This is a genomic window from Nostoc sp. ChiVER01 (assembly GCF_034531155.1).
Taxonomy (GTDB): Bacteria; Cyanobacteriota; Cyanobacteriia; order Cyanobacteriales; family Nostocaceae; genus Nostoc.
The window spans coordinates 69,023-83,194 of record NZ_JAVRBS010000003.1; the positions used below are offsets into that span (position 1 = coordinate 69,023).

Annotated in this window: 13 protein-coding genes; 4 read left to right on the forward strand and 9 right to left on the reverse strand. The window is 39.2% G+C overall.

What is annotated here, in order from left to right; all coding sequences use genetic code 11:
* Nucleotides 1–225 precede the first annotated feature (225 nt).
* Nucleotides 226–447 carry a DUF4327 family protein gene (locus RMY00_RS04900; protein WP_322646477.1) on the reverse strand — a complete coding sequence of 74 codons (222 nt, stop codon included), beginning with the start codon at nucleotides 445–447 and terminating at the stop codon, nucleotides 226–228.
* A 456-nt stretch (nucleotides 448–903) separates the two neighbouring features.
* On the opposite strand from RMY00_RS04900, the gene RMY00_RS04905 reads away from it, so the two are divergent.
* A complete protein-coding gene (locus tag RMY00_RS04905; RefSeq protein WP_322646478.1) occupies nucleotides 904–2,136 on the forward strand; it encodes a cysteine desulfurase-like protein in 1,233 nt (410 codons plus the stop codon).
* On the opposite strand, the gene glp is transcribed toward RMY00_RS04905, so the two are convergent.
* Nucleotides 2,133–3,395 carry a gephyrin-like molybdotransferase Glp gene (gene glp / locus RMY00_RS04910; protein ID WP_322646479.1) on the reverse strand — a complete coding sequence of 421 codons (1,263 nt, stop codon included), beginning with the start codon at nucleotides 3,393–3,395 and terminating at the stop codon, nucleotides 2,133–2,135. The genes RMY00_RS04905 and glp overlap by 4 nt on opposite strands.
* Before the next feature lie 351 nt (nucleotides 3,396–3,746).
* Between glp and RMY00_RS04915 the strand changes: the two genes are divergently transcribed.
* Nucleotides 3,747–4,811: an acyltransferase family protein gene (locus RMY00_RS04915; RefSeq protein ID WP_322646480.1), complete on the forward strand. Its 1,065-nt coding sequence runs from the start codon at nucleotides 3,747–3,749 to the stop codon at nucleotides 4,809–4,811.
* A gap of 8 nt (nucleotides 4,812–4,819) precedes the next feature.
* Here RMY00_RS04915 and RMY00_RS04920 read toward each other — a convergent pair whose 3' ends face one another.
* The 6 genes from RMY00_RS04920 to RMY00_RS04945 all read right to left on the reverse strand — a co-directional run bounded on the left by RMY00_RS04920 (nucleotide 4,820) and on the right by RMY00_RS04945 (nucleotide 10,612).
* The gene (locus RMY00_RS04920) at nucleotides 4,820–5,434 is read right to left on the reverse strand and encodes a PEP-CTERM sorting domain-containing protein (RefSeq protein ID WP_322646481.1); all 615 of its coding nucleotides are present in this window, start codon (nucleotides 5,432–5,434) and stop codon (nucleotides 4,820–4,822) included.
* Nucleotides 5,435–5,738: 304 nt separating this feature from the next.
* On the reverse strand, nucleotides 5,739–7,499 hold the full coding sequence (locus tag RMY00_RS04925; protein ID WP_322646482.1) for a serine/threonine protein kinase: 1,761 nt from the start codon (nucleotides 7,497–7,499) through the stop codon (nucleotides 5,739–5,741).
* Nucleotides 7,500–7,797: 298 nt separating this feature from the next.
* Nucleotides 7,798–7,986: a 30S ribosomal protein S21 gene (gene rpsU / locus RMY00_RS04930; protein ID WP_012407716.1), complete on the reverse strand. Its 189-nt coding sequence runs from the start codon at nucleotides 7,984–7,986 to the stop codon at nucleotides 7,798–7,800.
* 117 nt (nucleotides 7,987–8,103) lie between these two features.
* Nucleotides 8,104–8,427, reverse strand: a complete 324-nt coding sequence (locus RMY00_RS04935) for an RNA recognition motif domain-containing protein (RefSeq protein ID WP_109006946.1) — start codon at nucleotides 8,425–8,427, stop codon at nucleotides 8,104–8,106.
* Between the two features lie 179 nt (nucleotides 8,428–8,606).
* Nucleotides 8,607–8,780: a hypothetical protein gene (locus RMY00_RS04940; RefSeq protein ID WP_322646483.1), complete on the reverse strand. Its 174-nt coding sequence runs from the start codon at nucleotides 8,778–8,780 to the stop codon at nucleotides 8,607–8,609.
* Nucleotides 8,781–8,974: 194 nt separating this feature from the next.
* Nucleotides 8,975–10,612: a hypothetical protein gene (locus RMY00_RS04945; protein WP_322646484.1), complete on the reverse strand. Its 1,638-nt coding sequence runs from the start codon at nucleotides 10,610–10,612 to the stop codon at nucleotides 8,975–8,977.
* Between the two features lie 524 nt (nucleotides 10,613–11,136).
* On the opposite strand from RMY00_RS04945, the gene RMY00_RS04950 reads away from it, so the two are divergent.
* Entirely contained in the window at nucleotides 11,137–11,319 is a 183-nt protein-coding gene (locus tag RMY00_RS04950) for a CsbD family protein (RefSeq protein ID WP_322646485.1), read from the forward strand.
* A gap of 370 nt (nucleotides 11,320–11,689) precedes the next feature.
* On the opposite strand, the gene RMY00_RS04955 is transcribed toward RMY00_RS04950, so the two are convergent.
* Nucleotides 11,690–12,784 carry a hybrid sensor histidine kinase/response regulator gene (locus tag RMY00_RS04955; RefSeq protein ID WP_322646486.1) on the reverse strand — a complete coding sequence of 365 codons (1,095 nt, stop codon included), beginning with the start codon at nucleotides 12,782–12,784 and terminating at the stop codon, nucleotides 11,690–11,692.
* A 578-nt stretch (nucleotides 12,785–13,362) separates the two neighbouring features.
* Between RMY00_RS04955 and RMY00_RS04960 the strand changes: the two genes are divergently transcribed.
* Nucleotides 13,363–14,082: a response regulator transcription factor gene (locus RMY00_RS04960; RefSeq protein WP_322646487.1), complete on the forward strand. Its 720-nt coding sequence runs from the start codon at nucleotides 13,363–13,365 to the stop codon at nucleotides 14,080–14,082.
* Nucleotides 14,083–14,172: the final 90 nt, after the last annotated feature.

The window sequence follows — 14,172 nt, forward strand, 5'->3', positions numbered from 1 at the left end:
AAAGAGGGCTTACAAGTTAGGAAACCGCAAGGGCGCAGTTGCTCTCCAGCCTACACAGTTTAAGGTTTTTGGCGCTAAAACAAGCGTATTAATTTATATAAATAACCTCTAATAATCTCTTGTTTATAACCCCTAACTTAATTCGAGGGTTTTTAATGAAAAATGAATTTCCAATTTTAATTTTGTTGAGATGCTGCTAATAAGGTTCAGCTTCTAAATGCAGTCTCAATCGTCTTCCCAAGATTCGTGGTTCAGGAGATCGATAATTCTATCTCTGAGTAAAAATTCGTTTTTTTCTAACTCAAGTTCAAAATTAACCCAGTCACAAGGAGGAATATATTTACACAGGGTATAAATTGATTGCTGACGGTTAACAAGCCTCTTCTTAACAAGTTGTAGTGCTTCTTGCTTGATCAGCTCGATGTCATATTTTACCGTAGTATTCATAGCCCGTTCCTGTGTTTTCAATCAAGGAATTAAAAATAACAACAATATAAAATTACTATTTGATTTTTGAAAAAATTAGGTACTGTAGGGTGCGTTAAAATGGAATCCGTAACGCACCATTCGTAAGGATTTGATACCGTATTCTCGCAGCTACATATTCTACCTATCTTTTTAAAAATCAAATAGTAGTCGTATAGTTGCTTTGACTCTACCTTAAACTTATCAAATAAAATCGGCGAGAGTTGTGAAGAATCAAGACATTAACCTTTGCTTTAAGTAAGATATATTTTTAAGATCCTCTTTGAGTTATTAAGTATACCCTCTCTCTAGAGAGATTCTTGCAGAATAATAAGACTGGCATCACAAGCTGAAACACCAGATAGGGTGTAGATGCTCTCTAGGCGACTCGCTAAAAGGTAGGCTAGGGTAAAGAACATTCTCTAAAAAAGTTATACTATGTATTTGAATCTTGATAAAGTTCGGCAATATTTTCCCGCCCTAGCTGGTGAATGGACTTTTTTTGATAATGCTGGCGGGTCACAAACCCTGAAAAAAGTAGTAGATAGAATTAGCGAATTCCTTCTGAGTTCTGATGTTCAGTTGGGAGCTTCTTATGCAGTTTCTCAACTTGCAGTAGAACGATTGGCTTTAGCAACTAGGGGAATGGCTACTTTCATTAACGCCAATTCTTATAAAGAAGTGGTTATGGGCCCATCTACTACAATGATGTTGAAAGTCCTTTCTATTTGTCTTGGTCAAACCTTTACACCTGGTGATGAAATTATTGTTACTAATTGTGACCATGAGGCCAATATTGGTGCTTGGGTGGCTCTGGAAAAACAAGGAGTGAAGGTTAAAGTGTGGCAAATTCGCCCAGATACCTTAGAACTTCATTTAGCAGATTTAGAACCATTGATGAGTCAGCGTACAAAATTAGTAGCTTTGACTCATGCTTCTAATGTTCTGGGAACCATCAATCCTATCAAAGAAATTGCTGCATTTGTTCACGATCGCAACGCGATGATTTGTGTGGATGGTGTAGCTTATGCACCCCACAGGTTAGTTGATGTCCAAGATTTGGATGTTGATTTCTATACTTTGAGTTTTTATAAAGTTTATGGGCCACATCATGCTTTACTTTATGGCAAAGAAGAACATTTATTAAGATTACCTGGTCTTAATCATTATTTTATTGAGCAGACAGACATACCTTATAAATTTCAGTTGGGGAATGTCAATTTTGAATTAAGTTATGGAATGTTGGGTTTATGTGATTATCTAAGTGAATTAGCACAACTTCACTACGGTGAGCAAACTGCATCTGATTTGAGAAATCAAATGGTGCAGGCGTTTGATTTAATTAGTATACATGAAGAAAAAATTAGCGATCGCCTCTTAAATTACCTCAACAGCAAGTCTAATGTGCGAGTGATTGGTCAATCAAAGGCTGACCGTAAATTTCGTGTGCCAACTATATCTTTTGTAGTAGATGAAATGAATAGCTCAAGCATTCCGGTAAAAATTGATCAACATTATATTGGGATTCGCTACGGAGACTTTTATGCTAAACGGCTGATTGATTACCTGGGTTTAGCGTCGCAAGGTGGAATAGTCCGAGTGAGTATGGTGCATTACAACACCCTTGAGGAAGTTAACAGTTTAATTGAGGCTTTTGAGCAGGTATTTTAATTATTACTAAGCTGCAAAACTTGCACCTCTTCTTGTGGGTAAATTAACGTTTTACCCACCGGGAGAACAGCTAAAGCATTGGTTTGAGCTAAATTAATTAAATTGCCGGAACTTTGACTACCATCAGCTTGATGAAATTCGTAAACTCCATCAATTAAATGCAATTTACCCCAAAGGTAAGTTTCGCGCTTGCCATTTGATCGCAACTCATGATGCGATCGCACTTTCAAAAACACTGGTTCCCAACCTTCAGTAATTCCCGAAAGTTTCTTGATTGCTGGTAGCACAAACCGCCAAAATGTCACCAACACAGCAGCAGGGTTTCCTGGTAAACCAAAGTAGAGTGGGGAGTGGGTAGAGACGCGATTAATCGCGTCTCTACTAGGGAATGTGGCGACGGTGAGGGGTTTACCTGGCCTCATTTCCACAGAGCGAATGTGAATTTTTGCTTTTAGTGACTCTAGAATTTTATCAACATAGTCATAATCTCCTACTGAGACACCACCAGAAGAGAGAACTATATCAGCGATCGCAACGGCGTGGGCAATAACTTTCTTCAAAGCAATTGGATCATCTTTGACTATACCTAAAAGTATTGGTTCTGCGCCACTTTGTCTAACCAAAGCTGCTAGCGCGTACTGATTAGAATCCACAATTTGCCCTGGTTGCAAGGGTTGCTCAACTGTCATCAACTCATCACCAGTCGAAAAAATTGCCACACGCGGACGGCGGTAAACACTTAATTGCGAACATTGTGCTGCCGCTAATACGGCAATTTCTGGAGCATTTAACTTAATTCCTGCTGGTAGTAATTGTGTTCCAGATTGATAAAAAGATGCTTTGTGTCTGACAAATTCTTGCGGTTTTGGCGCATCCAGAATAAATACACGGTTTTCCTCGCGGCGTGTCTTTTCTTGCATGACTACAGTATCTGCACCTACTGGGATCACCGCACCTGTAAAAATCCGTGCGGCTTGTCCTGGTTGAATTGTAAACTTGGGCTGATACCCAGCCGGAATATCTTCAATAATTTCTAAAACGGCTGGGTTTTCGCTGCTGTACTGTACATCTTCGTAGCGAACTGCGTAGCCATCCATTGCCGAATTATCCCAATGGGGAAAATCTAGCGGACTGGTGACAGGTAATGCCAAAATCCGACTATCTGCTACTAATAAATCAACGACTTCTGTATCCCGTTGATGATCTAACGGTTGTACTAAATTTAAAATAATTGCTTGTGCATCGCTGACTGATACCATAGCGATCGCCTCCGACTTTTTACCTTTATCCTAAATCGCCGTAATAGCACTTCCTCAAGGAAAGTAGGAGGAAATTTAGTAATCTTAGAGATTGTAGTATTCCCTAAAACTTAGTATAATTCTTTTTCGGTAAATAGGTAAAACAGAAAAAAGACACTGGCTCTTGAGTTCATTAATCCTAAACATCTAAAATACTGTACAGACTGTTGCTAATGTACTTTATGAATCTGCAATCTGCTATATTTCTACTATTTAACCCGAATCCTTGTATCAAAGTTTAGACTTGTAGATTAAATATTCTATTGAAAATGTATTAAAAAAATATTAAATATCAAACTATTTTATACATTTATGCAATCGACAAACCAAAGAAATCAGTTTCTTGATTACACTAAAGGAATATTAATGTTCCTGGTAGTGTATGGTCACACAATTCAATATGTAGCATACAACGGTAAGGAATTTTTTCAAGACCAAATTTTCAAAGCTATATACATGTTTCATATGCCATTATTTATGGCTATTAGTGGCTTTTTATCTTTTTATTCAATTCAAAAAACTACATTTTTTGACATTACAAAAAAACGCTTCTTTAATCTTATTGTACCGATAGTTTCCTGGTCAATTATCTACACTACTGCATTTTATTTAGCTAAAAAAGAATATTCAGCAAATAATTTCTTTCAACATTTACTTAATAATATAATTAGCAATTTGTGGTTTTTGTGGGCCTTATTTGGCGCTATTGTCACAATAGCCTTAATTAAACGCTTTAAGCATGATGGATTATACGGAATAGTTTTAAGCTTCTGTGTAGTTATTATGATCCCAGACAAAGGGAATATACCTCTCTTTAAATATACTTTTCCATTCTTTTGTATTGGATATTTACTTGCACAGCAAAAAGAATATTTACAATTAGAGGCAGTAAAAAGGAGTAAGTTATTGTTAGCTGCTGCTCTCTTTTTTACAATTTTGTGCTACCTACTTTGGAGTACAGAAACTTATATATACGTTTCTGGAATGACTAATTTTCGGTCAAGTATACTTCGCTATTTTAGTGGATTTGTGGCATCTATTGTGATAATGCGACTCATTTGGGAACTTTATAATTTTAGTTCTACATCTTTCCGTTGGTTTATATGTGAAATCGGGAAAGGAAGTCTTTATATATATATCCTCCAAACATATTTTTTTACCTTTGCCTCTAAATTTAAATATCCATTCCACCATAACTTTTTATTTTTACTTTTTATTTATCCTATGTCAGCCCTTTTATTGAGCTTTTGCTTACTCCAAGTTGGTAAGATTTCTGAGCGCAATGTTTTAGTCTCTAAATTTCTATTTGGTCGAATTTCAAGCGGTAATCACTCTATCAATCAACCTAAGAGTAATTCTTACAACACTGTAAAGTAATACTGAGTTTACTCTTGGGTAGCTTCGTCCAGATTTTTATAAACGGTCAATCCCAAACTACACACTGCTAATAAACCTATAATTATGCTTCCTTCTGGGACTTTGGATACCTGAACTGAATTGTTACTTAAATCTAGTATTTGCTTTGTACCTACTGCATTTCTATTGTTAAAACCAAATTCTTTAGCTAAAACTTCATTGCTAAAACCTTCGTCTATGAGTGCGAGATTATTATTAAGCCATGTGTCGCCAGGAAGCTCATCATCCTTGCCAATATCAAAGGGGCCAAAAATTTGCTCTTTAGTGCTATCAAAGTTGAATCTTAAAAAGCCGTATTTAGATACACCACTAAGCACTGGAGTAAAACTATTTATGAGAGTATTCAATGGATCAAAGAAGGAAATTGAGAGGGATTGCAAGTTTTTCGTAGCTCCCGAACCTGATTCAGAAATGACGCTTGGAGCAGTTGTTGTATCGTAGTTAAATGAACCTTTAGCCGAATAACCAGTGTCTCCTTTCCAGTTAAAGTTAAACTCAGCAGCATGAGCTATGTCATTAGTGATTATAGCGATCGCTAATCCTAAAGCAGTAGTCGTCACTATATTAGTAAATAGACGTGTCATAAATGCAATTTCAAAGTTTATTAAAATTCAGTTTCTATAACAATACAATATTAGGACTCATATAGAGATAACGGAAATCGAACCACAGAGGTACAGAGAACACGGAGTAATAAGAGTTTGAGAGGTGTTTTGCGTAAGTCCTGAATATTTCTCAAAAACAGATTAAAAATTGATAACTGTTCACTGATTTAACAAAATGTAGGGGTTTAAGTCCCCGGCTTCTATCAAGCCGCAAGTGTTGTGGCTCTTGTCTTTATCCCCGTTACAACACGTAAGCGAGGAACGAGCGTCATTGCGAATTGGTTTAACGCCACCCTAAAAAGCGCAATCCAGGGACAATTAGGTAGTAACTCACTCCTAACCAGAAGCTAATAAGGACACCCACAGAACCAAAAAAAATCAGAGGTAACTGTAACTCTGACCAGCCTGGTTGATTAGAGAATTGGAAAATCGGAGGCGCTAACCTCAAAAGAATCAAAACTGCATAGGCGATCGCACTACCAAAGGCAGCGAACACAGCGTAAACTATGTGATGGCTGCGAAGTCCTAAACTTAGGGTAAGTAGGCAAACTCCTACTAAAATTACTGCAATTAAGCCCTCACCGCTATCTTTAGGTGTCATTAATTGCAAAATCAACCAACCGAAGCCATAGCTAATCATGCCCATCAGCGACGCTACTAAAAAGCGCCGATGCTGACCAAAACACCCGGATACTGTCAATCCCCAAGCGGTTCCCCAGCCTGCGGCGACAAATACCAAAATATCTGCCCCCAAGACGGGTTGAGTATTTGGCACTAATTGGTTTTGCTGACTCCAAATAAATTCCACAACCTGACGACCCAAGCTGGTGTGATATGCCAAAATAAAACCAGCGATCGCACCAAAACAAGCGCCAACATAAGCTAGGAGCATTGCCCAAATCGTCGCCAAACAAGCTAGGAAAATTTTGATAATTGTCTGAGCGATAAAAATAACGCTTTTAGTTACAGCTTGGCTAAAGTTAGCTAAAACTTGTTCAATAGCTTGTATTAGCTGTGTAAATCTTTGGGAGACTTGCGTTGAGACAAGTTTCCCCTTGTCTCGTAGTTGAGCAAATAATCCTAGCGGCGGTAATGGTTGAGAAATCTTCGCCAAACGTTTTTGAATTATAGTTGCATTTGCTGGACGCGATCGCACATCTTCTTGCACCATCTCATCCAGCAAATCTGCCAATTGGGGGTTGACATTTACCGTACTTCGCCAGCGCAATTTACCCGTTTGTTGATCTTCCAATTCTAGCGGGTACTTACCTGTTAATAGTTCAATCATCGTTCGACCAAGGGCATAAAAATCGGCACTTGGCCCAACAATCCCGCCAGTCACTTGTTCTGGTGGACTGTACCCAGAAGAAAATAATCGGGTGGAACTGGACTGAGAACGCAGCTTAGAGGGGCTAAATTGTTTTGCCCCGCCAAAATCAATTAATACTAAGCGATCGCCCCCTGTTTGCCCTTGAGACGGGGTTAAAGATGGCGAAGAAGTACCCAGCATTAAATTAGAAGGTTTGATATCCCGGTGAAGAATCTGACGTTTGTGTAATTCTTGTAAAATCTCTACAGCTTGGGCAAACCAGTTTAAAACCAAATCTTCTGGACACCCTTGGGGAAACTTTTTTAATATCTCTTCTAAAGTCCGCCCATTAATTTTTTCCATTACCAGACAAGGTAGTTGGTGCGGTTTGGGGTTAAACAGTTGTACCTGAAAATACCCTTGGGCATCGACTCTGGGGACACCTGGATGATGCAAACTAGATAAAACTGCCGCTTCTTGGGTAAATAACTCCAGTGCCTTTGGTGAATCTTCTACCAACACCTTCAGCACTTTCTCTGTTTGAGTTTTTTCATCCCAAACCGTGTAAATTTGAGCAAATCCTCCCGACCCCAAAGGCTGAAGTGGAACATAGCGGTCTAACAGTTCTAGCGGTGCGCCACAACTGTTGCAAAATTTGTTTCCCCAAGGCTGAGGATAAGGACGTTGACAATCAGGATTTATACAGTGAACCGCCCTCTGAGTGATGTGGGACACAACCGCTACAATACAAAGGCTGACTTGATTTTAGCGTTTCTTTAGGTTTCCTGATTTTAAAATAGCTAAAAGGAAAACCCTCATAAAATCTATGAGGGTTTTCCTTTATATATGTGTCAGCCCTAAATACGGTTTGGATAAGCAGGGGAGGCAGGGGAGGAAAGAAAGTTATTGTTCAGTAATTTTTGTCTCAAGAACAGCTTCTTTATCTTCCTGCTCCCCCTGCTTCTCTTCTACCCCTGCCCCCCTGCCTGCCTCAACCAAGAAATTCCTTAACCGAACGTATGTATGTCAGCCCTTAGTTACGAAAGCTTCTCTTACTTTGTCTGTGCTTGGCAACTTCTTTGCGCTTGCGTTTTTCTAAGGGCGTTTCAAAATGGCGATGCTTTCTCATGTCTGGAAAAATTCCAGCCTTAGAAACTTCTCGCTTAAATCGCCGTAAGGCTGATTCAATGTGTTCATTGTCACCTACAATTACTTGGGTCATTATCTCTCCTAACTAAGTTGACTTCATCAATGGCTATGGAAGCACTAAGATTACAAAAAAAAGACAGACACCTTGTCTGACCTTAAGACTCTAGGTAAATTTTTTTTGTTTCCAACCTTAGTAGCGGTTGCGTCCACCGCCGCCACCACCGCCGTATCCTCCTCTACCACCACCAAAGGAACCTCTGTCACCCCTATCTTCTTTGGGTTTAGCCTTGTTCACTTTCAGGTCACGACCCATCCACTCAGCACCATCAAGAGCTTCAATAGCAGCTGCTTCTTCAGCTTCGGTTCCCATTTCCACAAAAGCAAAGCCGCGTGGACGACCTGTTTCACGGTCAGTAGGCACTTGAACCCGTTTTACAGTACCATATTCTGCAAAAATACCACTTAAATCTTCTTGTGTAACATCATAAGAGAGGTTACCTACATAAATTGACATCGATTCTCTCCAAAATCATCACTGTGTAGAGATTTTAATTTCTCTGATTAGTCTGTAAATACTAAAAGGAAAAAGCCTTTCAATACTAAAACCAAAGACATCACCAAATTAACTCTCCTAATCTAGGATGACATACGAGCCAACTCTCTGCATCCAGTAGATCGTTAACAGATAATTAACTAGTGATGCGATCGCACCAAGGCGATCGCCTGCCCCCACCTACCATAAGTACAGCCCACCGCAGAAAAGGGTTGGAAATGGAAGAAGAAAAATCCTGTAGGGTGATCAAGGAAATCAGACATGCAGGGGCGCATCTTTAATATCCGAATTGAACGTTTGACTGTATTAACCAAAAGTATTACTCCCAAATTTTAATATGAAAGGCAAAGTCAGGCAACAAATAAAGGGTATAGCAATCCTAATTTGAGTTATAAAAATTATCTAACTGCTTTCTGGTGCGTCGCTTTTAGGGCACGGGAGCAGGGAGCAGGGGGAGAAAAAGTGGTTTTGATTCCAAAAATTGGATAATTTATTTTTTGGCGTTCCTTCAATACATGTTCGCTATGTCAAGTTGCTTATCATCACCTTTCCAAGCTGTTTCCAATTCAGCTTTGACAAGTTGAGCGGCCTTATCTTTGCCCAGTGCCTGTAAACTTGCCTGCAAGCCAAATAGAGAACGCCCATTATGGGGATACTTTTCTAGATCAGCACGAAAGACTTTTTCAGCCTGTGCATAGTCACTTTTAGCCAAAAGCACACTGCCTAAAGATTCCTGTGTCGGCAAGTACCAGTCTGGTGGTTCCACGTAATCAAGGGTATCTTCTACTGCCACTGCTTTTTCTAATAATTTGATAGCAGATTCATAATCATGCTTTTCTCTAGCAATTTTGGCGTCTAGAACTTTTGAGGCAATGTCTAAAATGCGACTAGCGGGACTGAAGCCAATGGTTGCTTCGGTGGAAATTCTCTGTTTGGCAGCCAGTAATGCCCGACTTTCACTTGTTGCATCTTCAAGTTTGCCTGTGGCTGCGCTTGCCATACCGCGAGCAAAATGCCAAAGTGCTGTGGTAGTAGGCAATTTAGCATCGGGGGCAGGAGTTTTTAAGATGGCATCCCAATCACTAAAGCGTGCCTGAATTAGCATCTTGCTGCCCAGAAATCCCTCAAGCATTGGTGCATAGGGGTCAATTGCAGTAGCATTGGCGACTAACGTCTCTGCGGCTTGGAGAGCATCTTTATATCTTCCTGCCATGCTACTAGCCACCATGAGAAAATGTATGTTGTGGTTGTAGTACATCATGGCGTAAGTGCCTTGGACTTGATACTTTTTGATGTAAATATCATCTTGAGCGATCGCCTGCTGGTTTGCCTGCATTGCCCCTTCATAATCTCCTACACGAAAATAAATATGACTTGGCATGTGTACCAAGTGTCCCGCCGTTGGTGCTAGGGTTGCTAGTATTTTGGCACTCACAAGGGCCCGTTCTGGAGTAGGTGAGGCTTCCACTGCATGAATATAGTAATGATTAGCTCCGGTATGATTCGGATTACGTTTGAGAACTGATTCTAAAATAGTCACAATTTCTTCTGTATCTGGCTGTGGCTTGCCATCTTTAGTCCAGTGCTGCCAAGGATGCAGATCCATCAAGCTTTCAGCATAAAGTGTCGCCGCATCCAAATCATCTGGATAACGCTTGACTAGGGTTGCCATTGCTTTTGCGTAGTAAAGCGCTAGTTGAAACAAATCTGCATCAGGATCTTGGGAGTAACGTTTTGCTAAGGCGGTAATGTAGTCTCGTTCTTGGGCAGATGCTTGGGTGGAAAGTGCTAAAGCTTGCTGTACCGCTTGGTAAGCAGCTAATTCTCGGTTGGGGTCGATTGCTAAGTTAATATTAGGGCCTAGAGCTAGAGCAATACCCCAATATGCGATCGCCAAATGTGGATCGAGTTTGGCAGCGTATTGAAAAGAACGCACCGCTTCATCATGATTGAAAGCGTAAATCAAATTTAATCCCTGATCGAAAAACTCTTGCGCTTGGGGATTAGAAGTGGAAACTGGATGGTGGATTGTCCCAACCCCAGATATTAAAGTATAGGGCTGATGAAGCGGCTTGTCGTCTGCGATCGCCACACTAGGAGCTACTAAAGAGACTATAAGCACCCAAATTATAAATAAGTAATTCATTATTCTTTTTATTCAAACTCTTTTTTTATTAATATTTAACCAAGCCAAAATATATTAAAGTTCATCCGTAAGTTCAAACATTTAACTAACCTCATTTAGTGATTAAAGACGAAAGTATTTTAAAGCATCTCATTTACCCGGAATTGAATATACGGACTCACTAATATTGCACTATCTACCACCAACCTGAAAGCCTCCACACCCTGTTGATATATTTATTATATCCAGTTGTAATAAGCCCAGTTGCGTTTTCTCTGCATTAATATCTACCTGAAGTTATAAATTATCTTATCTTAAGATATAACAATATAATGATAGCTTTCTCTCTTTTGGATATTAGTTGAATTCTCAAGATGAATTTAACCTTTAAATAGTTATGTACAACGGATACGAATATTCTTCATAAAAACATCGTCAGATAGAAGAATTAAAACTTGTCTAAAAGTAATCTATAAACATTGCAGCGCTTTTCAAGCGAGCAATAAACAACTAGTCAACAATTGACATACTTAGGAAGAAAGAATATGAGTATCGAAGATAGAGCAAAAGCTTTTGCTAAAAATGTCGAAGGTAAAGTCCAAGAGGTGGTTGGTGAAGTAACCGGCGATCCTAAAGATAAGGCTGAAGGCAAAGCTAAACAAGCTGAAGCTCAAGTCCGCCATAGTGCTGAGAATATCAAAGATGAAGTTAAAAAGACTTTAGACTAAACTTTATTTAGGAAGAAGGTGTAAGTAAAATAATTATTTACTAAGCCTTCTTTCTTTTTCCAATCTATGTTTTGCCTTGGGTTTCAGGCTTTTGCCAATACCGTCCTGATATTGTTCCAAAAATTGCTTGGTAAAAATATTTATTTTTGTCTGCTTCCTCCCATATCTTAGTTTTCTATTTTAGTGTTTACGGATTTTGTCTGTGAACACTATTTTTGCTTGCAAAAAACCTATTTGTTATCTAAGGGCACATAAATGTGCATTGCATTAATTAACTTCAAAAAAGAATATTAAAACACAGATGGCGCTAAATTTAGTTTAACAAGGGAGAAATTTAGCCCAGATTGCGTTTTCTGAGAAATTCCTACTTTTAGTTTTCGTCTGCTACAGGTAAACGGATAGTGAATGTACTACCCTTGCCTGGTTCAGATGTCACATCGATTGTGCCTTGATGTGCTTCAATAATGCAGCGAGATAAATACAGTCCTAAACCGCTACCAGAACGTTGGTGTTTTCCTTGGCGAAACCGCTCGAATAATATTGCTTGGTCTTGTTTAGAAATTCCCGGGCCCGTATCTTGGATATCAATAGTCACAGCTACTGGAGTAGGATAGCAGCGAATATCTACAAAACCTTTGTCTGTAAATTTAATGGCATTGCCAATAATATTTGTTAAAACTCGCCGCAGTTCAACGCGATCGCCCATGACGGTGCTTGCGGTTTTATCTAGATCAATATTTACAGTTAATCCTTTTTCTTCAGCTAAAGGAGTTAATTCTTGCGAAACTTCACCAACTAATTCCTGAATATTGTAGGGAGAAATTTTTAAGGTTTTACAACCCGCTTCATGACGATAAACTTCTAGTAAGGTATTTACCATTTCCAGCAAGTCTTGATTACTGCCAATCATGGTATTAATTATTTCTTGCAATTGTGGCGAAACATTACAAAACCTGCCTTCCAGCAACAATTTTAATACGCGGTTAGAGGCTACTAGTGGGATGCGTAAGTCGTGAGTAAAACGGGAGACAAAATCTGCCCGCAGGTTAGCCATCTGATCTCGTTCGTCGATACTATGCTTAAGGCGCAGGAGCGATCGCACTCGTGCATGTAATTCATCAGGATCGAATGGTTTACGAATAAAGTCATCTGCACCAGCATCAAGTCCTTCCACAACACTAGATGCATAGTGAGCCGTGAGCAGCAAAATGGGGATAAATGGCAACGCCGGATTCTGCCGGATGCGTCGAGTAAATTCATAGCCATCTATCTCTGGCATCATCACATCTAAGAGAATTAAGTCTGGCGGCGACTCCTCAACCATAGCCAGAGCAATTTTGCTATCTTCGACTAAGCTAATTTCATAGCCCTCATCTTCTAGGACAGCTTCTAAGACCAGTAAATTGTCAAAAATATCATCGACAACGAGAATTTTATCTTTTTTGACAGTTTTAGTTAAAGACATGGCTAAATAAAAAAGAAGTGCTTGGCTATCCCTCGCAAATCTAGTAATAGCTTACTTCACCAGCACTAAGATTATTAAGGATTCATCTTTTCGTTTAAAGTTTCCTAAATTAAAATCTAACCTTTTTAAGTGATTACACTGAGGGTTTATTTAATAAATGTATTAGCATACTATTGTCTAAACAAATATCTAGCCGTCTGATTATCCAAGCAATATCTGTGTCTGAATTTTAAAGTAAGGTAGGTTAGCCTCTTTTATTTGAAGCATCGTAGCCACTCCAAGGACAATTATTTAATAGTTATCCACTCTTACTTGCTGCCAGATTTTCAATGAGAAATTGTTACCATGAAATATCTATCCTGAGATTAATGTATAAAAATGTTTTTTAATTAATTTAGTATTGTCATACCGAAACTCTTGCTTTAGAAAAACTTACGAGATAAGGTTATTTATGTCTAATGGTAGATGAAGTTAAGGGAACAATACCAACTACATTGCTTTTTGTATAAGATCCCAGATAGAAGAACGAGATTATTTTAATCTGTACTTGAGATAGATAACAGTAAAGTTAAGTAACTATGAGTGAAATCAATATCCTCGTGATTGAAGATCACAACCTGACGAGAATTGGCTTACGGGCTGCCTTACAAACCCAGTCAGAGTTTAACATTGTTGGTGAAGCAGCCAATGCAGCCGAAGGCATCAAGCTTCTGAAAAGTCTTAAGCCGGATGTTGCTACTATTGACATCGGTTTGCCTGACATGGATGGTATTGAGCTAACACGCACATTTAGGCAATATCAAGCAGAGAATGAAGATTATACTACAAAACTGCTAATCTTAACCATGCAGAACAGCGAACAGGCAGTTTTAGCAGCATTTGCAGCAGGTGCAGATTCTTATTGCATGAAGGATATCGAAACTGAAAGACTAGTTGAGGCTGTGCGAACGACCCATGCAGGTAGCTCATGGATTGATCCAGCGATCGCAGACCTTGTACTACAACAAATACGTCAAGATTTCCCAGATGGTAGCAGAGGTGCATCTGGAAAAAGAGTCTTGATTGAAGGTATTGACCCAGATGTTGAGAAAAGTATAGTCACCTATCCTTTAACTCATAGGGAGATGGATGTTTTAGAGTTAATTGTCGCCGGGTGTGACAATGCAGAAATTGCTAAAAGGCTCTATTTGACAGTCGGTACTGTAAAAACTCATGTTCGAGGTATTCTCAATAAACTCTGTGTTGCTGACCGGACACAGGCTGCCGTCCGTGCTTTGCGGGCTGGATTAGTACCGTAAATACACGTATTAATACTTATTTTTCGGTCAAAAAGATCACCTGTACAAAGATTTATGAAGAAATTGTTACACAGTTTAGTAAAATGACAT

What these genes read in the sequence shown, in the direction of transcription:
- RMY00_RS04900 (WP_322646477.1), bottom strand. Translation starts at nt 447, where the DNA reads ATGAATACTACGGTAAAATATGACATCGAGCTGATCAAGCAAGAAGCA.
- RMY00_RS04905 (WP_322646478.1), top strand. Translation starts at nt 904, where the DNA reads ATGTATTTGAATCTTGATAAAGTTCGGCAATATTTTCCCGCCCTAGCT.
- RMY00_RS04920 (WP_322646481.1), bottom strand. Translation starts at nt 5,434, where the DNA reads ATGACACGTCTATTTACTAATATAGTGACGACTACTGCTTTAGGATTA.
- RMY00_RS04935 (WP_109006946.1), bottom strand. Translation starts at nt 8,427, where the DNA reads ATGTCAATTTATGTAGGTAACCTCTCTTATGATGTTACACAAGAAGAT.
- RMY00_RS04945 (WP_322646484.1), bottom strand. Translation starts at nt 10,612, where the DNA reads ATGAATTACTTATTTATAATTTGGGTGCTTATAGTCTCTTTAGTAGCT.
- rpsU (WP_012407716.1), bottom strand. Translation starts at nt 7,986, where the DNA reads ATGACCCAAGTAATTGTAGGTGACAATGAACACATTGAATCAGCCTTA.
- RMY00_RS04950 (WP_322646485.1), top strand. Translation starts at nt 11,137, where the DNA reads ATGAGTATCGAAGATAGAGCAAAAGCTTTTGCTAAAAATGTCGAAGGT.
- RMY00_RS04960 (WP_322646487.1), top strand. Translation starts at nt 13,363, where the DNA reads ATGAGTGAAATCAATATCCTCGTGATTGAAGATCACAACCTGACGAGA.
- RMY00_RS04955 (WP_322646486.1), bottom strand. Translation starts at nt 12,784, where the DNA reads ATGTCTTTAACTAAAACTGTCAAAAAAGATAAAATTCTCGTTGTCGAT.
- glp (WP_322646479.1), bottom strand. Translation starts at nt 3,395, where the DNA reads ATGGTATCAGTCAGCGATGCACAAGCAATTATTTTAAATTTAGTACAA.
- RMY00_RS04915 (WP_322646480.1), top strand. Translation starts at nt 3,747, where the DNA reads ATGCAATCGACAAACCAAAGAAATCAGTTTCTTGATTACACTAAAGGA.